Below are 25,447 nucleotides of genomic sequence, written 5' to 3'. Positions count from 1 at the left end.
TGTAACTTGCGCCTACTAATAATGGCCAGTTTTCAACTTGTCGGAAGTTAGAAACTTTCTTTCATAACAACACACCAGCTAAAAGCTGGCGCAAGCAAACATAAATGATGCTAAATATTCCTTAGCCTGACGGCTAGGGTGTTTTCACCAGTAAGTAGTTGGGCAGAAGCTTTAGAATTGGCGGTGATAACACCACCAATGGCAGCGGTTAGTCTATTTAGAAAACACGAAACAAGTTTTAACTTAGGTAATTAACTAGGACAAAATAATTCTACTCTATTTATGTAAAACCCTAAAAACAAAAATAGAAACACGTAAAACTTGTTACTAACTACTTTTAGAAATAAGATATATTCTTATAGATTTAAGATAATTTATAAAAAGGAAAAAGCCTGTCTCTAAAGAAACAGGCTTGAACGTATAAACAAAATAGTAAATTTAATTAAGCCGCAGCCGATTGGTCTTCACGCTCTTCAATTACTTTTTTAAGCTTAAGAATGGCTTGAGAGGCCCGCTCTTCATCAAGTTTATTAATATTTAGCAGCATTTTGGTTTTCTCCTGCCGGGTTATAACCGGATTATTCAATAACCGGATAATTTCCTCTTTCTGCTTTGCACTGGCGTACTTAACCGCATTGGCTACCGGCGCTTCGGTCGTAACCGGCGCAACTGTTTCTTGCGGCGCCGCCTCTTTTACCGGAGCTGTTGCTGGTTGCTCGGCTTTTACTTCCTGGGCATTGCCCGTATATTCCATTTCCTCGGCCGGAGTAGGCTCGTAACCAGCTGCCCGAATAATCCAGGCTAATATATTGCGGTAAGCTTTACCAATAGCCCGCGTTTGCGCCATAGACGCAATAGCAAACTCCTGGTAAAATTTCTTGCCTTGTTCTTTGTTTGAGCAAATGGCAAATCCAGCGCCAACAACTTGCTCAGTACGCAGGTTCAACAGGTTAACTTTGGCCTGGTACTTAAGCTCGGTATCAGTACTAACATTAATTACGTGCTCTACCACCGGCAAAATACCTAACCGAGAGCCGGCATATTGCCAACCTTCTACGTTTACATACTCTTTGCCCTGGATGTTCTGATACAGTCTGTTCTCTTTTATGAACTTAGCAAGATCTATCGCCAGGTGCATGGTCTCGTCGGACTTAGCAATGTCGTAGCTCTCTATTTTGTTCTTTTTTACCAATTTGTTATCCATATCTACCTGATTCATGTCGTTATTATTTCTTTAAATATGAAACAGTAAGCAATATAAATAAGTGCAAAATAAGAGTATATTTTTGCAAATTAAACATACTGATTATCAATTACTTACAATCAAATTTGAAAATTTTTCTTAATACACCAAATTACTGATTCTCAATATCTTATACTTACATAAGAATCATTTTGTTTTGTAAGAATATGAGCAGATTTTTCTCTAAGCTATGGTTGGTTACTCTCCCAATATTCCCGCGCCCTAAATAGCCACAACGGGCAAATTTATATACCCCAAACGGCTACCAGCACCAGTAATAAATTAGTTTTATTTGCCTTAGGCAGGCAAGTAATTTTTAAGGCGAGAATTGTTATGCGTGGTACTTACGGGTAAGCAAGGCCTTTTAAGAACCGCTAAAAGTAGCCATAGGCAATTACGCTTGTTTTAAAGCTAAATAAATATTAAAGGGTTGCGGCGCCGGCGAATTATTTGAGCAAAATAAAGGCGCTAATCGAGTAAAAAACCGTCTTTCATAACCAGTTTACGGTCGGCCATGTTGGCTAACTGCTCGTTGTGGGTAATAATTACAAACGTTTGGTTTAGGTTTTGGCGGAGGCGGAAAAATATTTCGTGTAGTTCGTGGGCATTGGCCGAATCGAGGTTACCGCTGGGCTCGTCGGCAAAAATTATTTCCGGCGAATTAATTAGGGCGCGGGCTACCGCGGTGCGCTGCTGCTCCCCTCCCGACATTTCGGAAGGTTTGTGGTGCAGCCGATGCCCCAGGTTTAGCATTTGCAGCAAATCTACTGCCCGTTTTTTTACTTCTTCTTCGGGCGCATTGGCAATAAAGCCCGGCAAACATACATTTTCGAGGGCTGTAAACTCGGGCAATAAATTATGAAACTGGAAAATAAAACCAATATGCTGGTTTCGGAACCGGGCCAGGTCGTTGCTTTTAAAATTATTTACCAAATGCCCGTTAAATCTTACTTCTCCTTTGTCGGCATTGTCTAAAGTGCCCAGTATGTGCAGTAAAGTACTTTTACCGGCCCCCGAAGCCCCCACTATCGACACCACTTCCCCCTTATCTATGGTCAGGTCAATTCCTTTTAGCACCTGGAGCGTACCGTAGGTTTTATGAATATTTATCGCTTGCAGCAAAGTTCTTTCCTAGTAAAATAATTATGCTTCAAATCTACGAAGATTGCCGGAATAATGGTAAAAGAGCCAATCATATCGAACCAACACCACCGGGAAGCACTCTTAATACGAAAATCAAAAATATGGTTGGGTTATTATTAAAATTATTGCGCCCCCCAGCACAACTCCTTTCTTATAACATGTATGCTCTTAGGTATTTACATACAAAATAATACCGGACAACGGGCTTTTAATTGCCCCTTCGAAATTTTCCGGAGTTTATTGGCCAAAATTCTTTTGGTTAAAGGTTTAAGATAATCCAGGTATAAAATTCCTTTGATATGGTCATACTCGTGTTGAATCATGCGGGCAGTGGCGCCACTTAAGGTTTCAACTTGTTTTTGGAAACTACTGTTGTAATACGCCACCGTAACAGACCAGGGCCGCGTTACTTTCTGGGTTATGCCCGGAATACTTAATCATCTTCCCACCAAGTTTCTGATTGATTAATTATTTTTGCATTGATAAAAGTTTCAATTATTCCCTCATCGGCAACTGCAAATTAATTCTTACTATCAATTTCGTCTAAGTTATTAAAGGTGGTCTTAGTATCTACTATAAAAAGTTGGCTAGCTTGCTGGTTTTATACTTTGTAAATAATTGATTAAGTAACCGGCCAAAATTGTCTTATACTCTTTAATTAAATAAATTACTAATAAACAAATATTTAATAACTTATCACTTACAACTTAAAACTGATTACTTACTCATAAGTTACAACTTTAGGTTACCATTCTTTAAGAAAAGTAATTAATCCAAAACTTATGGGTAGCACCTAAATGCAAGAAGAGCCGTGGGGGCTCTTCTTTATGTTTTTGGGCATTTATCAGGGGAGTAAAATTGCTATTTTGCTACGGCGCGGGGAGCTTCTAAAAGTTTCTGAAAAATAGTAACAATGTTAGCCGCCGCATCTTCCCAACGAAGTGGTTCGGGCGCACTAGCCGGGGCAATTATATCAGTATTAATGCCGGTAATAGAGCTTGGGGCTTCAGCAGTTGTTGTTTCCGCATCACTTTCTTCAGCTGCTTCCATTATTTCAAAAGGCAAAGGCTCATCCAGGTTGTTTATGCTCCGGATTTTACCTTCTGATATTCCGTACTCCGCCACTACTTGTTCGGCCAGTTTGTCGGTTTGGGCAATAATAAAATCGGCTTTTTCTAAGGCTTGTTTTTCTACTTCATACACCCACCCTTTATGATCTGGGCCGCCACGGCCATCGCTCAACGATTGTACATGCACGACCAGCAGCTTTCCACTTATCAGTTTCAGTTCAATGCCTGCCAGGTAAGTCATCCAGTCGTAGGCATAAATTACATCAAAAGATTTTTGCGAAGCCAACCGGGTTGCATACCGGGCAAACTGAATTACTTGGGTATTATAGTCTACTGCTCTCAGATCGGTTTGGCCAAAAATATTTAACTCTTCTACCAAGCCAACGCTATTGTCACTGGTAGAGGACGCGTTTACATCGCCTAACTCACCCGCCGAAGCAGCCTCGCCGGGTAATTCTACGGCCGGTACAAAAACATTTTCCTGGGTAGTATAAGTGGGTGCTCCGTAAAGTGGAATTTCACTGGGAGCTTCGTTGGTAGGGGCAAAAGTACTAAATGCCGCCGGAGTGGTTACCGGTTTTTGAGTAGCTTGTAAATCAATGTTGTTTAATCCGGTTAAATCTACGTTAGTTAAAACGTAGTCCGGATCAGCTTTAGGTAATATAAGGGATAAATTTACTTGGCTGGCCATTTCTTTAGCCAGTGCATAACAAGCTTCCCCCGAGTCGTCGTCTGATAATGGCGGAAATTCCCAACCCAAAAGCAGTACATCTAAATTTTTCATTTTATTATTTATGGTTAGATTTTTAAACTCGGCGGTAGTTGATACATGTACTTTATAACTATGCATCTAAAATTATTCTTTTTTAAGTTTTTGTTTTTTGGTTTAAAATTAATTTAAAAGCTTATATCGCTACCTTATGTGCTTAAAATTAGGTTATTTACAAAAAAATAAACCAGAATTTTAGCTATTTACCCGTATATTATTTTGATTTTCAAATCTAATTATAATATTGCTAAAAAAATAAAAATTTTTTAAAAAAATATTCATTTAGATAAAATATAATTTACAACATAGCTTGTTTTTAATATTTATTCTAAATTTAACCTGCTTTATTATAAAATTTAATTTTTATTATTTTATCTATGCCCGACCCGAGTCAAGAAGCAAGTTACATGCTAAATAGTCTAACCGGCAGAAGAGACGATCAAGCTCCTGGCACGGTCATTCATTACACACAAGAAGATACTAAATTTTACTTTTATTGCGATAATGCGGTTGTCTTATTTGTACACTGCTTAACGGCGTCTTTAATCCGGTTTCGGTTTTCCTCGGATGGTTATTTTGCACCCGATTTTTCTTATGCTTTATCGCCCGACTTTTCGCCTCCGCCACCTACGTTAGAATTAATAGAGTTTACCGATCACTACCTTATTTCTACGGCCCAGGTTGCCCTCCAGATAAAGAAAAAGGGGCTTTTGGTAAATATTTACGATAAAACAGGCACCCTTATTCTGGAAGACGAAAAAGGCTACAGTTGGGAGTATGACCTGCAAACCGGTAACAACATCGAGAAAATGAGTAAGCGGGTACAAAGCGGCGAGCATTACTATGGGCTCGGCGATAAAGCCAGCAACATGAACCTGCGCGGCCGGCTGGTCCAGAACTGGGGCAGCGATACTTACGGCTATAGCCGCAACTCCGACCCTTTGTATAAAAGTGTACCTTTCTATATTGGCCTGCACCAAAAAATGGCTTATGGTATTTTTTTCGATAATTCTTTTCGTACTTTTTTCGACTTTGCCCACGATCGTTCTAACGTTACGAGTTTTTGGGCCCAAGGTGACGAAATGAACTATTATTTTTTTTACGGCCCGGAATTACTAAGTGTAGCTGCGCAATATACCATGCTAACCGGTACCCCCGAACTGCCGCCGCTGTGGGCTTTAGGTTACCAGCAGAGCAAGTGGAGCTATTACCCCGAAAAAGTATTTAAAGATATTGCCCAGGGCTTCCGGGACCGGCAAATACCCTGCGATGCCCTTTACCTGGACATAGACTACATGGATGGTTTCCGTTGCTTTACCTGGAACACAAAACACTTTCCGGACCCGCAACGCATGATTAAAGAACTGAACGAAGCGGGGTTTAAAGTAGTAGTTATTATTGATCCGGGCATTAAAATCGATAAAAATTACCCGGTATACCAGCAAGGTTTTGCGCGCAATTATTTTTGCCGGCGAGCTGATGGGCCGTATATGAAAGGTTCGGTTTGGCCGGGCCTCTGTCATTTTCCGGATTACACCCGCCCCGAGGTACGGGAATGGTGGGCCGATTTATTTAAGGAATTGGTAGTCCAGGAAGGTGTTAGCGGCATTTGGAACGATATGAACGAACCCGCTGTGTTTGAACAAGGCACTTTTCCCGATGATGTCCGGTTTGATTACGACGGCCACCCGTGCAGCCACCGCAAAGCCCATAATATTTATGGTATGCAAATGGCCCGGGCCAGTTATTTAGGTTTGAAAAAATACCTGTATCCCCGCCGCCCGTTGGTTATTACCCGGGCCGGATATGCCGGCACCCAACGGTATTCGGCCACCTGGACCGGCGACAACGTGGCCTCCTGGGATCATTTATGGATGGCCAATATTCAGTGCCAGCGGCTAAGTATTTCGGGTATGTCTTTTGTGGGTTCCGATATTGGCGGGTTTATTGAAACACCTTCCGGCGAATTGTATATCCGGTGGCTGCAACTGGGTATTTTTCATCCTTACTGCCGCACCCATTCTTCTGGCGACCACGGCGACCAGGAACCCTGGTCTTTTGGCGACGAAATTACGGCTCTGGCTAAAAAATTTATTCAACTGCGTTACCAATTATTACCGTACCTCTATACCGCTTTCTGGCAACACGTAACTTACGGCACGCCTATACTGCGGCCGCTACCCTTTTTAGACCAGGACGATACCGAAACTTACCACCGAATGGCTGAGTTTGGCTTAGGCGATAATTTGTTAATTTGCCCGGTTACGCAAGCCGAAGTAGATGGCCGCTGGCTGTACTTACCCAGAGGTACCTGGTATTATTACTGGACCGATGCCGTAGTAACCGGCGGCAAAGAAGTTTGGGCCGATGCCAGCCTGGACCGGATACCTTTGTACGTACGGGCGGGCGCTGTCTTGCCTTTATACCCGGTACAACAATACGTAGGCGAAAAAATTATTACTCAATTAGACCTGCACTTATATTATATAGAAGGCACTTTAGCAAGTTGTTTGTACGAAGACAGCGGCGACAACTACGATTACCAGCAGGGTGTATATTTAAATAAGACTTTCCGGTTAACCGGCACCAGCACGTCGATTTCTATTTCGCAAAAATCCGAAGGTGATTTTGTACCCACTTACGCTACCTATCGGCTATTGCTGCATCATTTACCTTTTACCATTGCTGCCGGCACCGCCGACGGCAACAGTATACCACTGCCGGCACCAGATAATCAAGCCGCCGATACGGTCCAGGAAATAATTATAGACCGGCAGTTTAAATATTTAATCTTACAAGCGGCGCCCAATACCGCCACTTTAACGACTCTACCCGATGAACCCATTGCATAAAAAAACAGGTGGGTTTACCCCACCTGCTCTCCTATTTTAATATTTGCTTAAATGCGCCTGGTTTATACGTTGCGGTTATTGGCATTCAAATCGGTAAAAGCTTCTTTTAACCGGGCAATAAATACTTCTTCGCCTTTGCGTAACCAAACCCGCGGATCGTAATATTTTTTGTTCGGCGAATCTTCGCCGCTGGGGTTACCAATCTGGCCTTGCAGGTAATCTTTTTTGTCTTCGTAGTAATTCTTTACGCCTTCCCAGAAAGCCCACTGCATATCGGTATCGATGTTCATTTTAACCGCACCGTACTCAATGGCTTCTGTTATTTTGTGTTTTTCGGAGCCAGAACCACCGTGGAAAACAAAGTTTACCGCATTAGCGCTGGTGCCAAATTTCTGCTGAATATATTCCTGCGAATTTTTCAGGATTTCGGGACGCAGTTCTACGTTACCGGGCTTGTAAACCCCGTGCACGTTGCCAAACGCAGCGGCAATGGTAAACCGCTTACTCACCTGGCTTAAAGCTTCGTAAGCCATGGCTACTTCTTCGGGTTGGGTGTATAAATGGTGGCTATCTACATCCGAATTGTCTACGCCGTCTTCTTCGCCGCCGGTTACGCCCAGCTCAATTTCAACGGTCATGCCCAATTTATCCATGCGCTTTAAGTAAGTAACGCAGGTATCAATATTTTCCTGTAATTCTTCTTCCGATAAATCTAACATGTGCGAGCTATACAGCGGCTTACCGTGCTGCGCATAATATTTTTCACCGGCGTCTAACAAACCATCTATCCAGGGCAATAATTTTTTAGCGGCATGGTCGGTATGCAAAATAACCGGTACGCCGTAAGCCTCGGCCATCAGGTGCACGTGTTGTGCGCCCGATACCGCACCGGCAATAGCAGCTTTTTGTTGGTCGTTACTTAAGCCTTTACCCGCATAAAACTGGGCACCGCCGTGCGAAAACTGAATAATTACCGGTGAATTTACCGCCCGGGCGGTTTCTAATACGGCATTTATAGAATTAGTATTAATTACATTTACAGCCGGCAGGGCAAAATTATTTGCATTGGCATAGTTAAACAGTTCTGTTACTTCGTCCCCGAATAATACGCCGGGCCTGAATTTAGTGGTTACTTCACTCATCTCTTAATTGTATTAAATAATAAATTATTTCCTATATATAACCCGTACCCATATCGCCCGGATATACAGGTTCAATACTAAATCTTATTTAGCTAAATTAAAAGTAAAAAGGCGATAATCTTTAAATTTCATAACAAAACAAGCACTTGCCTTAGGCAATTCTAAATTTGGCAGTTAATTGGCCGGCGTAGTGTGGTTTAGATAAATGGCTTTAGCCGCTTCTAAATTATTTATTATATCCTGCCGCTGCATAATAACTTCACTTATTAAATCTTGCCGATTATAAAACATCGACATAAATTTTAAGTAGCCCCGGGTAAGGCATAACCGATAACTATAATGCAACGCAAACAAGCCACTCAAGGGCAAAGTAAGTGCCAGCGCCAAAATATACCAACCCGGACTTACCCAACTTTGTAGGAGCCAGATCTCTAAAAAATAAAATACCGGAAACGTAAAAATGCCGGTCGTCATCATAATAGGTGCCCGAAACTCTTGTTCATCGGTAAGTTTATCGGCTATGCGGGACGGAATAATGTAAGGTAAATAATTGGTAAGTACGCCCCACAAAAATACCGGCAAGCCGATTAGCAGAAATAGCAAAGTGGCTAGCGAATCTTGCCAGAAACCAAGTTTCGGCCGCGCTTGATGCAGGTAATAATCCCGGAGGCCCAGCCGCTGCAGGTTTTGTTGGTAGCGGTTTATTTTATCGCGGATACTTTTTACCCGCTCCGGATCCTGTTGGTTAAAATACGCCAGGCTAGCAACAATGCCCTTCGTTAGCACAAATTTATCTTCCTGCCGTTCGCTTAAACCCAGGTCTGCAGCTAAATTATTTTTATAAACGGCTTCAATTTGTTTTACCAATTCGTCTTCTTCGGGCTTGGCTACATCTACTACTAACGCCAACAGGCGCCGCCGCAATTCTTCGGTTACTTCGTGGGCAGTACCAAATGGGTCGGCGGCATAAGCTGTTTTGTAAGAAGCTAACGTAATGGGTTCACCAATATTAATAAATAAGTCGCTCCGGAACTGGGTAGGATCCGAGTAATTTAAGCCAACTGGTAAAATCCGGATGCCGGCCGTAAAGTCTTTAGCGGCTTCGGCGCTGAGGGCAATCCGGGCAGTGCCGGATTTTAATGGCCGCAAGCGACGCTCGTTGTAACTGTTGCCTTCCGGAAAAATTAACAAGGTGCCTTGGCGGTGTAAAAACTGAATACACTTGCGAAAAGTAGCATCGTTGCCGCTGGGAGTTACCGCACCATCTTCGCGCCGGTAAACTGGTATTAAATTCATTTTGCTTAAAACCCAACGATTAAGCGCGTGCTTAAACAAGGTACCTTTGGCAATAAAAAAAACCTCTTGATTAACCTGGGCCGCCACAGCAATGGGGTCCATAAAAGTATTCGGATGGTTTACTGCCAGTAATAAGGGCCCTTTGGCCGGAATTAAATTCTTATTTCGGACTTCAATTTTCCGGAAGAAAACCCGTAACGCAATTTTAAAAATTACCTTAAGCAAATAATATAACATACTGTAGGAACCAGCTTTTATGTCCTGAATATAGTTAAATTATTTACTTACCCGCCCCTATTAGGTAAAACAACCAGTATTTACTAAAATAAAAAACCAGTAGCTGGTGTAGCTACTGGTTTCTTGTTTAAAATAAATATTTAAATTATTGACTGGAGATTTCTGATACAAGCGGTTTAACTTTTTCTGCGGTAACGCCATTTGGAACATAGTTTTCGTGAAGACCGACGCCAAAACCAGCCGCATTAATATCGGGGTATGCATGCATTTTGTGCTCGTGGATATCTAAACCTTCAATTTCTTCCTGCGCCGACACCCGGATACCAGCAGTTACTTTTAAAATAAACCAAACAGCAAAGGCAAAAGCAAATGTAAATACCCCAACTGCGCCAATACCCATTAACTGACTAACCAATTGGGCACCTCCGGCCAGTTTCCCGAAAATACCGACAGCCAAAGTACCCCATATTCCGCAAACCAAATGTACCGATAAAGCTCCTACCGGATCATCTAATTTCAGTTTATCAAAAAACACAACCGAACACACCACCAGGGCTCCTGATATTAAACCAATCAAAACAGAATCAACAACGCCCATTTGATCGGCACCGGCCGTAATACCTACCAAACCAGCCAGAATACCATTTAAAATCATGGTAAAATCGTTGGTTTTAAACATAATCAATGAAAAGAAATACCCCCCAACTGCGCCAGCGGCGGCAGCTAAGCTAGTCATAACCAAAACCCGCGAAACGGCACCCGGGTCGGCCGATAATACGGAGCCACCGTTGAACCCAAACCAGCCTAACCACAAAATAAATACCCCAATAGTAGCTAAAGGCATGCTGTGGCCCGGAATAGGTCTTACTTTACCATCAACGTATTTACCAATGCGGGGTCCTAATAAAATAATACCAGCCAAAGCGCCCCAACCGCCTACGGAGTGCACAATAGTAGAACCGGCAAAATCATAAAAGGGCGTACTTAGGGTTTGCAAAAAGCCACCACCCCATTTCCACATGCCCACAATAGGATAGCAGATGCCCACAAAAAGCAAGCTAAATATTAAAAAGCTTGATAACTTAACGCGTTCGGCTACGGCACCCGACACAATAGTAGCGCAAGTAGCGGCAAACATGCCCTGAAACAAAAAGTCGGTCCAGTAAGTGTATTGTCCGTTAAAGTACGCTTCGGTTTCGCCGCCTTCCGGCAATGGTATGCCAAAACCAGCAAAACCAAAGAATTTACCGGCAAAATCGGCGCCGGGGTACATAAGCGAAAAACCAAACAGGGCATACATCAATAACCCAATTGGCGGAATCATGCTATTTTTAAACAGAATGTTTACGGTGTTTTTAGAACGGGCTAATCCGGATTCGAGGGAAGCAAATCCCAGGTGCATAATAAAAACCAGGAAGATGGCCACCATCATCCAAACATTGTTTACAACAAATAATTCTTTAGACATTTTAGTAAAGGTTTAGTATATGAGTTTGTTTTGATTGGTTATTTTATAATGCCATTTCGCCCACTTCTCCGGTTCTAATCCGGATTACCTCTTCCACATCCAGAATAAATATTTTGCCGTCGCCTACCTTACCAGTATTCGCTACTTTTAATATGGTCGAAACCACATCTCGCTCCTGCTCATTATTTACAATGAGTTCAATTTTAGTTCGGGGTATAAAGCCGGTGTTATAAGTAGCCCCCCGGTAAACCTGAGAAGACGATGTCTCCAATCCAAAACCCTTTACATCATAAGTCGACATAAATGGAATGCCAATAGCAGCCAAGGCTTCGTAAACCTCTTCGAACTTAGATGTTCGGATAATAGCTTCGATTTTTTTCATACGGTTATATTTATGACTGTTAAAATTTAAAGCATTTTGATAAAATTTTGCGATAAATTTAAACATATACCTTAAATTATAAACATGTTTCTTAAATATTTTTATTTAATTCAATGAAATGCCCTAAAATCTCATGTCATTAACAACAATAATATACAATGTTATAATAAGTAACCTGAAAAATTAAGCTATTCTATAAGGGTAGGCTTTTTAGAAGTAGGGTTAGTACCAGGAGGAATAATTTGCCAATAGACTAAGATTAGTTTGTACAACTACATTTTACTAATCCAGAAGAATACATGCTCCGTTGGTGCAACTATGTTTCAGTTTTATTTGACCAGACGAGGATTTTATTAGAGAGGTGTAACTATAGAATTAACCCGACAGAAACGAATCTTTATTTAGGTTAATGCTCAAAACATTGTTTCTGCTACCGAATAAATAATAAGTAGTTAAAAATTTATGTCCCCGGGCCTTCTGCCAACAACACTCCCTTTTTTCAATGGAAGAAATTTAAAAATTAAGGTTTTATTAAAGTGGCCTTTCATAAAGCCTAACTAAAGCAGGCTATTGCGAAAAAATTCAAATAATAGACATAAAAAATTAAGTCTAATCTTAAATCCGCTACTTACATCAGCCGCCTAGAATTAAAAATTTATTAAAACGCCTTTCGATGATCACAATTAGCTTTTAACACATTTAAAAATTAGGGTCTTTTTATAAAAAAAATGTATATTTATTAAATCAGCCTTAATTTTTAAAGCAGTTTATTCAAAAAGACATAAATTTGCAGAATAAACTTATTTGATTTCAACTTAATCCCCCCAAAAGCATGAAAGAAAAATTATCTATCGTACCTTTTACTATCTTGTTGGTGGTAAGTATTCTAGGCGTAGTTCTCTCCGGAACTCCGGGCACCATTTCTACCGAAGGAATAGACACCGGCGATGTAGCCTGGATGTTAGCTGCCTCGGCTCTGGTTTTACTTATGACTCCTGGCCTAGCCCTGTTCTATGGGGGTATGGTAAATGCTAAAAACGTAATTTCTACCATGCTGCAAAGTTTTATCTGCATGGGTATTATTAGCGTTCTGTGGATTACAGTTGGTTTTAGCCTGGCCTTTGGCGATTCTATCGGAGGTTTTATTGGCGACCCGCGTACTTATTTTATGTTTAATGGGGTATTAGAAAGCAAACCCTGGCCCATGGCTTCTACCATTCCGTTGGTATTGTTTGCTTTTTTCCAATTGAAATTTGCCGTTATTGCTCCGGCCCTCATTACTGGTTCTTTTTCCGAAAGAATCCGTTTTACCTCTTATATATTATTTGCTTGTTTGTTCAGCATGTTTATTTATGCGCCTATTGCGCACTGGACCTGGCACCCACAAGGCTTTTTGTTTAATTTAGGCGTATTGGATTTTGCCGGCGGAACCGTAGTGCATATTTCGGCAGGCTGTGCGGCATTAGCAGCAGCCCTTTATTTAGGCAAACGCAATACCAACATTACCCACTCACCGGCAAATATTCCTTTTGTATTAATAGGTACTGGCTTGCTTTGGTTTGGCTGGTTTGGCTTTAACGCTGGTTCGGCAGTAGGCGCCAGTGCATTGGCCGCTTCGGCTTTTGCTACCACCAATACCGCTGCCGCCGCCGCTGGTATGGCCTGGATTTTATTTGATGCTTTTAAAGGCAAAAAACCTTCGGCCATGGGCTTTTGCATTGGCGTAGTAGTTGGGTTAGTAGCCATTACCCCGGCCGCTGGTTTTGTGGGCATTTCAGTAAGTATATTTATTGGTACGGTAGCCAGCTTAATCAGCAATATTGTTGTTACCTGGCGGGCTAAAACCAGCATCGACGATACCCTGGATGTTTTTCCTTGCCACGGAGTAGGCGGTATGGTAGGTATGCTAATGACGGGCATTTTTGCCCACCAAGCCATTAATGCTGGCAATACAACCGGTAATGGTTTGTTTTACGGCGAAACTAAATTATTTTTTATTCACGTAATGGCTTTGGGTTTAGTAGTAGCGTTCTCTTTTGTAGGCAGCTTTATTTTACTTAAAATTACCGACCTTATTTCGCCGTTGGCAGTAAGTAAAGAAGAAGAAGTTATTGGTCTGGATATTTCGCAGCACGAAGAAAAGCTTTACCTGGGTGGCCCCATCGAAGAAGAAGTTACGGTGGTTACACCTGCGCAATCTTATAAAGAAGTAATGGCTTAATATTGTAGCTATAAAAAAAGAGACGGCTGCCTTATACAAAGGCAGCCGTCTCTTTTTTTATAGCTTAACTTAAACCTGGTAGTGCAATAAATATGTACTGCTTGCTACTATAATTAAGTTTAAGAGGCTGTCAAAGCTAATTATTATGCATCTATTAAACCATAGCAAACAATGCGATAGCTTTTGAATAAATTTTAGTAACCCGATACAGCTTGAATCTTTGCCCTAGTTGCACGCCCTAAATACTAATTCTAAAGAATCAGCTTCATTTCGCGCCTATATTTAAATGCTTAACTAGTTAAGTTGATATAATGAGAGAAATCAATTTTTAAAATTGCTAACCAATATTTACAAATAATAAAGCCGTTCCGGTTATTAAACCAGAACGGCTATTAGGCAAATTTAAGCGCTTACTATTAAAACAAATTAGAGGCTTACAGAATCATAAATAAGTACTTTCTCCCAGTACTGAGCACAGTCGGCTACAAATTGGGTATGAATAGGATCTACCTGGTAAACATCATGCTCCGCTTCGGACTCGAACACCAGCAAAAGCGAATAAGCATACGATCTATCAATAACTGGTCGGTCGGTTGGGGCCGGTTTACCAATTTCGGCAAGTTTTACGGCTTTAATTTGCTTTAAAGAAGTAACGCCAGCCTCAAATTTTTGGTTATCTTCAGGAGTATTGGCAGGTTTAAGCCAGAAAAAAACGTGATGGACAAACATAAAGTCTTATTTGGTTTGACACGCAAAATAAAGCCTTTTGCGCTGATAACCAATATGCGTTTTTAAAGCCGGCATATAAATACCAGCTATTTTATTGATCCGAAGGTTTAGACGGTTGTTGGCCATTGGTAAGCAAATAGCCTTCGGTAAATACTTTATATTTATCGAAAATAGTACGCACCGACCGTTTTAAATAAGCTTCGTTGTTAAATTCTTTATTGCCTAAAAGCCCCGATGCGTAACCTTGCCAGATGGCCCGGTTGTGTTTACGATCAATTAATACCACAAGCAGGGTACCTTTGGTTAGGTTATACCGTACCGGGTCATATTCTTTCTTTTGTTCGCCGGTTTCTTCGTCTATCTCTTCTTCAATTACTTTGCCTTGTGATAGCCAAACATCAATATCGGTTTGGTTATACCCTTTAAACAATAAATCGTCGTAGAATATTTTGTGCGATACCAGCAAATCCGGTTTATTATCAGAATATTTATACCCTTGTAACTGTAGCCGCGCCCTTACTGCATTCTCCACAATCGACATGTGGTGCGAAGAGTCGGAATCGGTTTTTTTATAACCCATAAAATTAAAGGTTCTATACTTCTTAAAATTACCTGAATAACTGTAATCCGATTCTACCCGATTTTCATAGAAGTTCATGCAGCCTGACAGCAAAAGGAGGCCCACAGCCATTGTATACCCGTAAATTTTCCTGATTTTCATCTGTAGTATAGTTTTTACATTAATAAGCTAATTTTAGTAAGAAATACAAGCGTAACGAGCTGTTACACAGGTGAAAAATATACGTAAAATAATTAACAATCAGATGCATTTTATCGGAATATTTTAAGAAAATTTACCAGTTTTTTAATTTTAGCAAATTTTGTATGTGCGCTAAATGGTGTCGGCCGTGCCAGGCGTATATACCAGCAGCTTTTGCCAGAGTTGTTTCGCCAGATTCCGGATGCACAAACGTGCGTTGCCACTCGTTTGGGGAAAGAGATTTACACAAAACCACCCACCGGTGGTGCAGGGCTTCAATCAAAATCAATGATACTTCTACCGGTTCGGTTTTGGCATCAGCTAACTCAGCCCAGCGTTCTTCGGCGTAAGGTTTAATTAAAGGCTTCTCTTCGGTTAAGGCTAATTTAAACCTGGTATAACTATTCAGATGGCTATCAGCTATATGGTGCACCACTTGCCGTATAGTCCAGCCACCTGGGCGATAAGCTGTATCTAACTGCGTATTATTTAGGTTTTGCACGACTTGACGTAATTGGGTTGGCAAAGCCGTTATTTCTGCCACAAACTGAGCTAAAATCGTAGCGTTAATTTCCTGAGCAGCATTAAACTTACCAATAGGATATTGCAGCAGTTGTTGGGTTATTAAAGTATCTGTTTCGTTTACCGACATAAAATTTCTGGTTAGAGGCTGAAGAACTGGTTTACTTAATAGCGTGAGTAATCCTAAAAATGAATTTGAATATATTATTATTTAAAGCCAAAACAAACCAACCTTCTAACTATCAATAAGTAGTTCCTTAAATCTAAATTAATATAAAGGAAAGTTGATTAACCTACGTTTTTGTTCGGGCTTAATTTAGAACCAGATTATAATTATTAAAAAAGCGAATAGAGCGCCCGTTTTCTGCAGGTTAGTACCGATGCCCAGAAGTTTTAAACAGCCATCCCGTCACAAACTGGTCTGTACAATGTAGCCACAGATATGCTTCGCTAAATGTGCGCCTGCATTTGGCCGTAGATAGAGATATAAATATTCCTTAACCCAACGGTAATGCTGAAAATACTGGCAAGGTCTTCTGCCTTGTCAGTTTTACATTAAATAATCAGCTAGAAATTCGCTATAATATAAAAAAGCCCTTGTTGTTAAGTTTAAACAACAAGGGCTTTCCTGGTTTTATACTTTAAAATTTACCTACAAGGGTTTTTCCATTGCTAAGTTATAAGCTTTGCGGTAATAACGGGTTAGGTTTTTCCAGTCAAATTCTTCTGAAGAGCTTTCTACCTGGTTACGTAAGGCAATCCGGTCGCGCTGGCTATACTGTACGTATTCAAATAAGAAATCGGCGAGTTGGTTGGCCGCATCTTCAAAACTGCGGTTACGGCGCTTAACTACAAACATTCCCTGCCCAACTTGTTCCGTCATTTTGTTTAAGACGTAATCGCCAAATCCCGAAAGATCGCTGGTAACGGCCGGAACCCCGCGGGCAATACATTCCAGCGGCGTATAGCCCCAAGGTTCGTAATAGCTCGGGAAAATACCCATGTGGCAACCCCGTACAAACTGCCCGTAATCTAACCCAAATAATGGATTAGTAGTCGCAATAAAATCGGGGTGATACACGATTTTCACCCGGTCGTGGGCATTATTTACCAGGTTAGCCGTCCGTAAGAACTGTAGAATTTCGTCTTTATGGTCGTTTACCAGGTTATGGGTTACCACACTCGGCAAATTATGGGTTTTCCAGGTTTGCAGGGTACGGCGGTACCGCAAACTCCAATAATCGTCTACAAAGTCGCGCAGGGGCGGTAATTTAAAATCGGTACTGGAGGCGGCGGCGTAAAACAACTTCTTTCCAATCTCTTTCTGGATAGCCACGCAGGTTTCCCGGAGTTCTTCCATCATGGCCCGCGACTGCAACACCGCCGGCTGCACCGAATGGTACGGTTGTTTGGTAATAAAAAACATAACCACCGTTTTTTTAATGCCGGCTTGCTGCATGCGGTAGTTCAGGCGGGCCAGGGCTTCGAGGGTTACATCAAAGCCTTTGTTGCGGTATTCGTAACGGCCGGAAGTAAAGAAGTACAACGTTTGGTCCAGGTCGAAGGGATAGCTTTGGAAAAAATGCGCCATCACAAACTGGTGAATTTTTTCTTTATACTTCTGGTGCAGGTTCTGGAACTCGTGCAAAGCAATAAACCGCTGAATATTTAAGCCGTTGGGTAATATTACATCGGGTATGCGCTCGAGCAAAAACATACATTCGCGGGCCGTAACATCACTTACCGTAGAAAATATATGCGCACCGTGCGCGGCTGCCCGTTCAATTTTTACAGCGGTTTCTATGTTAAAATGAATCGATTCCTGCAACCAATCTATTGAGGTAAGATGGTCATAGAAGTGCGGGTCGTTCATGGCCAGGTAACGACCTAGTAACGTAGCGTGCGTGGTAAACACAATGCGCAAATCGGTGCGGTCGCGGCGCAAATCCGGAATAGCTGTACCCACCATCCATTCGTGGAAATGCGCAATTACTTTTTTATCGGTAACATCGGGCTGCACCAGTTGTTGCAGAAATATTTTGGCCAGATAACCAAAAGCTTCTACCTGATTAAGTAAATCGTCGTTGCCGGGAGTAGGTATGTGGTGGTTTTCCCAGAGGTTGTATTTTATTTCGCCCAACCGGTCGTAAACGCTGTAAGGATTTAACAGCACCACCAACGGATTACCGGTAACCAGCCAATGCCCAAAATGAACTTCAAAGCCCATGTTGCGCATCTTCAATACCGCTTGCCCAAACGGACTGTTATAATCGTCGGTCGGTTCAAACTCAGCCTGGGCATTGTGGTAAAAGTACGGTCCAATCAGGCAATAGCAACTGCCCCATTGCTGCATCATAGAAGGCACTTTGGAGCGAATAACGGTATAAATACCTCCTACCTGGTTACAAACTTCCCAGGCTACTTCAGTTAAAATACTGTTTTGGGTATTAGCAGTTTCTAAAACGGCATTATTGTCTCTGGTATCTGGCACGGCAATAAAGGTTTTGGTTAGGTTCTCGTTCTAAATATATAGAAATGATTTTATTCTATACGTTAATCTTGCAGAAGTTTATACTGCCAAATTCTTAAAATAATCAGGGAAAGCTGTGAAAAAAGTAAACTTTTAAAATTATTCAGCTATTAAAACTATTATTTAGAAAAGTCCGAATAATTCAACCTGAATTTTATTAATAATGTAACCTAAATCTTCGGGGTTGGCTACAAAATCAAGTTTATTTACATCTATGGTTACTAGTTTACCCAGATCATACGATTTCATCCAGCTTTCGTAATGTTCGTTCAGGTGACGCAGGTAATCCAGGCGCATGGTACTTTCGTAATCGCGCCCGCGCTTTTCAATCTGTCCGATTAATTTGGGTAAATCGGCTTTGAGGTAAATCATTAAATCCGGCGGCTTTACCATACTGATAATAGATTGAAAAATTCCATAATAATTATCGTAATCGCGCTGGCTCATAAGCCCGGACTGGTGCAGGTTACGGGCAAATATATAGGCATCTTCGTAAATGGTGCGGTCCTGGATAATAGGACGCGTGCTTTGGTTAATATTTTTTACCTGCTGAAAGCGGCTGTTCAGGAAATAAATCTGGAGGTGAAAAGCCCAACGGGGCATGTCTTCGTAAAAATCTTTTAAGTAAGGATTATTATCTACGGCTTCGAGAAATAAGTCCCATTTAAAATGTTGCGCTAATTTTTGCGCTAAAGTGGTTTTGCCAGCACCAATATTCCCGACGATTGCAATGTGCATACGCTAATTTAAATTTAAGTCCGGCAAGTTACGGGGAAAGGGCCAGAAGTTAAAGTTATTCTGTGCATCAACGTTAGCTTAAGCCTTACCTGCTAAAGACTGTTGCCGGTGTATAAAGCAAAAAAACACCCCAGGTTTGGCTGGGGTGTTTTTACAAAATATTAAACTACCGGCTTTCACTACCTGGTATTTTAAAAACAAGTCGTGAATGATTCAAAAGCTAATCCATTTAATAAAATAAGATTAACGCAATTATTTACGATAATCCAGGGCTGGCTTCCGGTTACCCAACATGGCTTCGTACTTAAAACCTTCGCCTCTTTTCTGCACCAATTCTTTATTCGCTTCGGTGATAATGGCCGGACTTTTGAACAAATCATAAGCCGTAAGCGCCATGGTTTTAGCTGCAACCATCATACCTTTTACGCCAATGCTGCTGCCCGCCGCCGCCACGTTTTGCCAGCTGTGTCCCGACGAGCCGGGTACAAAAGTAGCCGCCCCCATACCGGCCGTAGGCACCGCCCAACTCACGTCGCCTACATCGGTAGAGCCCCCGCTGCCTTTGTTTTCTACTTTAAAAGGTTCTACCTGCGCGGTAGATTCTAAAGGCGGTACATGCCCGCCGGAAAAAGTTGCCTGTATTTTGGTAGCGAAGGTTTTTTCGTCGTCGGAGTAATTAAAGCCACCCACCGTTTTTAAATTCTGGTACATTACTTTCGAAAGTGTTTCGTTGGGCAATATATTATACACTCCACCGGTAATTTCCTGCTCCAGGCGGGTGCCCGTACCCATGGCCGCCCCTTCGGCGGCTTTGCCCAAACGGTCCCAGATATCTTTTACCACGCTCATTTCGGGGTGGCGCACATAATAATACACTTCGGCAAAATGGGGCACTACATTGGGGGCTTCGCCGCCTTTGGTAATTACGTAGTGAATGCGGGTATCCGACGGAATGTGTTCCCGCATCATGTTTACCATATAGTTCATGGCTTCTACCCCATCTAGTGCCGAACGTCCGCGTTCTGGGGCTGCCGCCGCATGCGCTGCTACCCCGTAAAATCGGAATTTAGCCGACACATTGGATAAAGAAGAAGTAGCACTAGCGTTATTGGTATTACTGGGGTGCCAATGCAAAACGGCATTAACATCGTTAAACAAGCCCGCTCTTACCATGTAAACTTTACCGGAACCACCTTCTTCGGCGGGCGTACCGTACACCCGGATAGTGCCCTTAGTGCCGGAACTTTTGAGCCAGTCTTTTACAGCAATGGCCGCCGCTACTGAACCGGCACCAAATAAATTATGACCGCAACCGTGCCCGGCCGCTCCGGCTACCGCCGCTTTTTGCTCCGGACTATCTACCTGCGATAAACCCGGCAAGGCATCAAACTCGGCTAAAATGCCAATAATTGGTTCGCCGCTGCCAAAAGAAGCAGTAAAGGCCGTCGGAATATCGGCTACGCCGGCGGTTACTTTAAAACCTGCTTTTTTTAATTGCTCCTGCAACAAAGCCGAACTTTTAGTTTCTAAATAACCGGGTTCAGCGTAAGTCCAGAGTTTTTTGGCTACATCGGCATAAGTAGCTTTTTGTTTATCGAGCGCCGCCAGCATTTTATCTTTTTCCGGATCGGTTTGGCCAAAGGCAGTAAGGGTGTTTAAAGCTAAAAAACCAAAAAGGGCAACGGTTTTCTTCATAAAATCTTAAGAATGATATTTTCGCTAAAATTAAAATAATTTATTTAGCTAAGCCGGCTTCGGCGAGTAAAATTAAAAGCGCTTGCTGTATGGCTACGTGCCCTTGGTCGTTATACCACCACTCGGTTAAAGCATGGGCATCGCTGCCGGTACCACCACTCCCAATAGTTACAGCCGGTATCCCTTTCGAAATAGGAATATTGGAGTTGGTGGACCCTACGCCCAGCAAAGGTTCGTTTTGCATGGCTTTAATGGCAGCCATGGTGCGTTGTACCAGCGGCACCGTGGTTTCACTGCCACCAGACGGCCGATCTCCCACCATTTTCACGTCTACGGTCAGGTTAGCGCCTCTTTGTTTCATTTGGTTTTCTTCCTGTAAGCCGCGCTGAATGGCGGCCTGCAATAATTTATCGATGCCGTTTAGCCGCTCTGGGCTTTCGGAGCGCATATCTACTTCCATCCACGACTCAAAAGGAATAGAGTTTACCGAGGTACCACCGCCTACAATGCCTACATTATAAGTAGTGCGCACGCCGGGAGTCCGCACAAATTTATCGGCATCGGTGGCAAAATAATGAATGGCACGGGCCAAAGCATTGTGCGGATTGGCTAACCCAAAGGCACCGGAAGAATGTCCGCCCGGCCCTTTGTACATAACCCGGTAGCGGTGCGAACCTAAACCCCGGTGCGTTACGCGGTTCGTACTCCAGCCATCAATAGCAATGTAAGAATCGATGCGGGGACCTTTGCCGCTGAACAAGTGCTTTACGCCCCGCAAATCGCCGAGGCCTTCTTCGCCCACCGTGCCAATAAATAATACATCGGCATCGGTTTCTAAGCTGGTTTTTTCCATGGCCCTTAATATGGTTAGCACTACCGCCAAAGCGCGGGTATCATCGCCGATGCCGGGCGCTTTTAACGTATCACCAACCTGCTTTACCTTTACATCGGTACCTTCCGGAAATACGGTATCTAAGTGGCCTTCTATTACCACAGTGCGTTTACCCGTGCGGCCTTTGCGCTTGCCAATTACGTTGCCTACTTCATCTATCCACACCGAATCGGCCCCGGCGGTTTTCAGCATTTGCGCATATTGTTTGCCCCGGGCATCTTCTTTAAAGGGCGGGGCCGGAATTTCATTTAATAAAATATGCTCCTGCCTGGTTTGCGGTTCCTGGTCCAAGATAGACTGGAAGGCTTTTTTTACCTTTGCATTTTTAACCAAGGCATTTACTTCCGTTTCGTACTTTTTATTTAAAGGGGCTGTTTTGGGTGGTTCGCCACCGCCACCTTCCTGGGCAAAAAGAGATGGCGGCTGGCAAAAAGATAGTAGAGCAACGCTAAATACAAGGAGTTTTTTCTTCATGGGAGAATGACAAAGTTGGTATTAATAGACCATTAAATAAATGAAAAGCAAAACTTTATTAATCATTTTTAAGGGCCAGGATTTTCCTGAACTGAACATTAACTGAACAGGAATTGCCATTCCCTGTGGCCAATACTTTTTCAAATTCAAAAGTAAGCTCAAGTTTGGCAGATTTCTGGCGCTCCAGGTCAAATCCGGCCAGCACAATTAGCTTTTTTCCGCAGGATTTGCCACTGTTCTTTGTGCCATAAGCGCTCTTTGTTAACACGAAAGGCATGACCATTATCGGGCACTTACACAATACTGGATTCGTAGGACTGATAAAAACAAAAACTTTACCGCCGCCGCCAGTGGTTTAAAGAAATAAAAGCCATGCCCCACATTAGCGTGTACATGGGGCAGACTTAGATTAGTTGTTTAATCTTCTGAGGATGTCGTGGCGCTATTCTTCCCGCCGGATGTTGGTTTGTCCGTTGCGTAAAGCTGGTTAAACAATAATTTAAAAGTGCTATGAGCCTGACCCCGGAAGGTAATTTCCGGCCCAAAAGCATAGAGCTTGCCCGAACCAACCGGTGCTAAAAAGGCAGCTATGCCATCTTTGAGATAGGATTGCCCCCAGGCCCAGCCACTACGTAAGGGTTTGTCGCTGCTGTACCAGGCCAGCGGTTTTACACCTATTTCTGCTGCTTTAGGCTGTAGTTTAAACACCGGGCTGTTGCTGAAATTAACATCTCCTTCGGTCGGCATACCCCAGGCGGCCGGGTTGGTATTATCAAAAGAGGCGCGCAGAATACTGCCGGGTATATAATATTGCTCACCGCGTAATGGCTTCTCTTTTCCGTCTTTATCTTTCATCACCAAGGCATTGCTCACGGGCAACCCCAGGTGGTAAGCCAAACTGGTACTGCTGCCAATCGTTACTACAGTGCCGCCAGCTTCCATAAAAGTTTTAAGCTGCGGAATAGATTTATCGGGGGTAATTTTTCCAATACGGTTCCGGAATTCTGCCGGCACGTCTTCTGGTTTTACCTCACGCCCCATGTAGCCCCGTTCGCTGCCACTATTGCCAATTGGCGGCATAGCCCCGCCTACAAATACAATTACATCGTACTTCTGGCGTAAATTGCCCGCATCTATATCCTGCGGGTAAATTACCTGGGCCGAAAAGTGGTACTGCTCCATCAGCCATCTTACCCACCCGGACGGCATAGAGCCCCCGTAGTTATCCCAAAGTGCTACCCGCAAGGGGGTAACTTTATTAGCGACTGCCGGTTGCCGGGTAACCCCCGTAATTTTCAGGCCGAGTTCCGCTGCTGATTTTTCTACCAAGGGCTTTGCTTTTACTGAAGCCGGTACAAAGAAAGTACCTGTTGCTATGCCTTTATTATTACTAGCTACCCGGTACACCTCAACTCCTGCCTTTAGCAAATCGTTTACCGCAATAAAAGAGTTGTTGGTGGTGGCGCTAAGCAGGTAGCCGGCTTTTGCGGTTCCGGCAATCTGTTGTTTGGGCGGCGACTGCACCTCGCCATAAGGTACCCGTTGGAACGATCCGGTAAAATCATCGAGTATGCGATCGAAATGCACGCCCATCTGGTAAGCCAAAGTCCAGCCGGCAGCATCGTAGGGCCGGATAGGCGGCCCGCCGGGATATTGAAAATCGTTAGGATGATCCTGGGGTTCAAACATGTCGAGTACGTGCGGGCGGAAAGCCTGGTTGGTCTTAACCACATAGGAACCGGCCGGATATTTTTTGCCGGCCACCGTAAAATTACCAGTAGCTTTATGTACTACCAATCCGGCTTTAATTAAAGTATTTATAAACTTAACGGCCGTCGGAAAATCGGGCTGATCAGCGGCAAGAATATAACCCCGCGGGTCGCGCAGAGTTGGGTCTTTTAGTACTGCATCGTAATATTTTAAAGGTAAACCCCGCATAGCAGCCATCCGGGCACTATACTCGTCTTCTGGCTGCGCTGGTTGCGGATTATTTTTTTGATCGGCTTTGTACTGTTGGTTAATCGCATCAACTCGTTTGGGCGAAAGGGTCCAGTAATCTTGGCTGCCCCTTTGGATAGAATTTTTGCCCATGCGGTAAATGTTAAACAAAAGCTCATCGCGGTAACGGGCAGCATAACCGAGCACCGCGTAATTAAGCGAAAGCGAATAATCGATAGACTGGCGGAAATGCCACTCCTGCGGGGTTACCGGGTTAGGAGTAGCGCCATTAGGAATTAAGCGATCCGGTACCAGCGGCACCGACATGGGTGTTGGGCTGCCAATAATCTCGGTTAAGAGGCCAATCATGTTATGAAACTGGGTGGTGGTACGCAAGCCGCCGTTATACCAGGTAGAAAAAGTAGAGCCCGTCAGGCGGGTAAAGCCGGGTTTGCCTTCAGTATTCAGGCGGTTATACATAGCTGCACCCAAGGCATCGATACCGGTTATCATTAACGGATCGAAAACATAATTAAACGGATCGCGGTAAGGCGGTCCGGCCAACACCGAGCCGGCCGGACCCGACTGGTGGTGATTGTACATAATTTGCGGAAGCCACTCCAAGAATAACTGCCGGTTCATATTGGTACTTTCCGACATGTTCATCATGTAAAAATCGCGGTTATTGTCGTGGCCAATATATTTCTGATATAGCCGCGGAATATTAGTATTCCGTTTTTTGGGGTCAGCTTCCTGCATATACCAGTTACTCACCAGTTCCTGCCCGTCGGGGTTAGCGTGGGTCAGGAGCACAATGGTTTGGTCTAGCAGGCGCTTTGTTTCGGCATCGTCGCGGCTTACCAGGTTCCAGGCCGTCTCTATCAGTTGGTGCGTACCTACTACTTCGGTGGCATGCAAGCCACCATCTATCCATACTACGGCTTTGCCTTCGGCAGCCAAGGCCCGTGCCTGCTCATCCGTCAGGCCTTCGGCCCGCGCCAGCTTTTGAGATATTTCTTTATACCGGTCTAGTTGTTTAATATTTTCCGGCGACGAAACAATCAGCATAAATTGGTGGCGACCTTCTTCGGTAAGCCCAATATCAACCAGTTTGGTCCGGTCAGATTGGGCCAACTTTTTAAAATAGGCCTCCGTTTGAGTAAAATTTGCCAGTTTATAATCGTCGCCAATGTTAAAACCAAAATGCTCTTGGGGCGAAGATATTTTCTGCGCCCAGGCAACAGCAGTTTGCAGCAATAACACCAGCACCAACAGGTGTAGTCGTTTAGTTACCATAAATATTGGATTTAGTAGATATTCTAATATGTAAACCAGTGCCTGCTGTT

The 25,447-nt window shown here is 43.2% G+C and carries 18 protein-coding genes; 2 read left to right on the top strand and 16 right to left on the bottom strand.

The genetic code is table 11. The annotated features are described in order from the left end of the window. Nucleotides 1-442 precede the first annotated feature (442 nt). From ACO1R6_RS19605 to ACO1R6_RS19590, 4 genes are all read right to left on the bottom strand, one after another. Nucleotides 443-1,219 (bottom strand): hypothetical protein, encoded by a 777-nt coding sequence (locus tag ACO1R6_RS19605; protein ID WP_486266799.1) that lies wholly within the window; start codon nucleotides 1,217-1,219, stop codon nucleotides 443-445. 492 nt (nucleotides 1,220-1,711) lie between these two features. After that, on the bottom strand, nucleotides 1,712-2,365 hold the full coding sequence (locus tag ACO1R6_RS19600) for an ABC transporter ATP-binding protein (protein WP_486266798.1): 654 nt from the start codon (nucleotides 2,363-2,365) through the stop codon (nucleotides 1,712-1,714). Nucleotides 2,366-2,562: 197 nt separating this feature from the next. Beyond that, the gene (locus ACO1R6_RS19595; RefSeq protein WP_486266864.1) at nucleotides 2,563-2,817 is read right to left on the bottom strand and encodes a peptide deformylase; all 255 of its coding nucleotides are present in this window, start codon (nucleotides 2,815-2,817) and stop codon (nucleotides 2,563-2,565) included. A 430-nt stretch (nucleotides 2,818-3,247) separates the two neighbouring features. After that, entirely contained in the window at nucleotides 3,248-4,306 is a 1,059-nt protein-coding gene (locus ACO1R6_RS19590; RefSeq protein ID WP_486266797.1) for a glycosyltransferase, read from the bottom strand. 296 nt (nucleotides 4,307-4,602) lie between these two features. On the opposite strand from ACO1R6_RS19590, the gene ACO1R6_RS19585 reads away from it, so the two are divergent. Further along, entirely contained in the window at nucleotides 4,603-7,077 is a 2,475-nt protein-coding gene (locus ACO1R6_RS19585) for a glycoside hydrolase family 31 protein (protein ID WP_486266796.1), read from the top strand. A 62-nt stretch (nucleotides 7,078-7,139) separates the two neighbouring features. Here the strand turns inward: ACO1R6_RS19585 and fbaA are convergent, their stop codons facing one another. The 4 genes from fbaA to ACO1R6_RS19565 all read right to left on the bottom strand — a co-directional run bounded on the left by fbaA (nucleotide 7,140) and on the right by ACO1R6_RS19565 (nucleotide 11,602). Next, nucleotides 7,140-8,219, bottom strand: a complete 1,080-nt coding sequence (gene fbaA, locus ACO1R6_RS19580; RefSeq protein WP_486266795.1) for a class II fructose-bisphosphate aldolase — start codon at nucleotides 8,217-8,219, stop codon at nucleotides 7,140-7,142. 174 nt (nucleotides 8,220-8,393) lie between these two features. Continuing rightward, nucleotides 8,394-9,740 (bottom strand): lysophospholipid acyltransferase family protein, encoded by a 1,347-nt coding sequence (locus ACO1R6_RS19575; protein ID WP_486266794.1) that lies wholly within the window; start codon nucleotides 9,738-9,740, stop codon nucleotides 8,394-8,396. Nucleotides 9,741-9,897: 157 nt separating this feature from the next. Next, a complete protein-coding gene (locus tag ACO1R6_RS19570; protein WP_486266793.1) occupies nucleotides 9,898-11,220 on the bottom strand; it encodes an ammonium transporter in 1,323 nt (440 codons plus the stop codon). A gap of 43 nt (nucleotides 11,221-11,263) precedes the next feature. Beyond that, on the bottom strand, nucleotides 11,264-11,602 hold the full coding sequence (locus ACO1R6_RS19565; RefSeq protein ID WP_486266792.1) for a P-II family nitrogen regulator: 339 nt from the start codon (nucleotides 11,600-11,602) through the stop codon (nucleotides 11,264-11,266). A gap of 832 nt (nucleotides 11,603-12,434) precedes the next feature. Here ACO1R6_RS19565 and ACO1R6_RS19560 point away from each other — a divergent pair. Next, a complete protein-coding gene (locus ACO1R6_RS19560; protein WP_486266790.1) occupies nucleotides 12,435-13,823 on the top strand; it encodes an ammonium transporter in 1,389 nt (462 codons plus the stop codon). Nucleotides 13,824-14,249: 426 nt separating this feature from the next. On the opposite strand, the gene ACO1R6_RS19555 is transcribed toward ACO1R6_RS19560, so the two are convergent. The 8 genes from ACO1R6_RS19555 to ACO1R6_RS19520 all read right to left on the bottom strand — a co-directional run bounded on the left by ACO1R6_RS19555 (nucleotide 14,250) and on the right by ACO1R6_RS19520 (nucleotide 25,397). Next, nucleotides 14,250-14,552 (bottom strand): Dabb family protein, encoded by a 303-nt coding sequence (locus ACO1R6_RS19555; protein ID WP_486266789.1) that lies wholly within the window; start codon nucleotides 14,550-14,552, stop codon nucleotides 14,250-14,252. A gap of 91 nt (nucleotides 14,553-14,643) precedes the next feature. Beyond that, nucleotides 14,644-15,210 (bottom strand): DUF4136 domain-containing protein, encoded by a 567-nt coding sequence (locus ACO1R6_RS19550; protein WP_486266788.1) that lies wholly within the window; start codon nucleotides 15,208-15,210, stop codon nucleotides 14,644-14,646. Nucleotides 15,211-15,406: 196 nt separating this feature from the next. Continuing rightward, the gene (locus ACO1R6_RS19545; protein ID WP_486266787.1) at nucleotides 15,407-15,964 is read right to left on the bottom strand and encodes a YfiT family bacillithiol transferase; all 558 of its coding nucleotides are present in this window, start codon (nucleotides 15,962-15,964) and stop codon (nucleotides 15,407-15,409) included. Between the two features lie 522 nt (nucleotides 15,965-16,486). Then, nucleotides 16,487-18,325 carry a glycosyltransferase gene (locus tag ACO1R6_RS19540; protein WP_486266785.1) on the bottom strand — a complete coding sequence of 613 codons (1,839 nt, stop codon included), beginning with the start codon at nucleotides 18,323-18,325 and terminating at the stop codon, nucleotides 16,487-16,489. Between the two features lie 162 nt (nucleotides 18,326-18,487). After that, nucleotides 18,488-19,102, bottom strand: coding sequence for a deoxynucleoside kinase (locus tag ACO1R6_RS19535; RefSeq protein WP_486266783.1), 615 nt, complete (start codon nucleotides 19,100-19,102; stop codon nucleotides 18,488-18,490). 252 nt (nucleotides 19,103-19,354) lie between these two features. Continuing rightward, nucleotides 19,355-20,797: an amidohydrolase gene (locus tag ACO1R6_RS19530; RefSeq protein WP_486266782.1), complete on the bottom strand. Its 1,443-nt coding sequence runs from the start codon at nucleotides 20,795-20,797 to the stop codon at nucleotides 19,355-19,357. 40 nt (nucleotides 20,798-20,837) lie between these two features. Further along, on the bottom strand, nucleotides 20,838-22,163 hold the full coding sequence (locus ACO1R6_RS19525) for a M20/M25/M40 family metallo-hydrolase (RefSeq protein ID WP_486266781.1): 1,326 nt from the start codon (nucleotides 22,161-22,163) through the stop codon (nucleotides 20,838-20,840). Between the two features lie 417 nt (nucleotides 22,164-22,580). Further along, nucleotides 22,581-25,397, bottom strand: coding sequence for a M14 family metallopeptidase (locus ACO1R6_RS19520; protein WP_486266779.1), 2,817 nt, complete (start codon nucleotides 25,395-25,397; stop codon nucleotides 22,581-22,583). Between the last annotated feature and the right edge of the window lie 50 nt (nucleotides 25,398-25,447).

The sequence above is a fragment of the Adhaeribacter sp. genome (assembly GCF_057359045.1).
The sequence above is the reverse complement of the archived record's forward strand: the minus strand, read 5'-3'. Positions and strand labels throughout refer to the sequence as shown.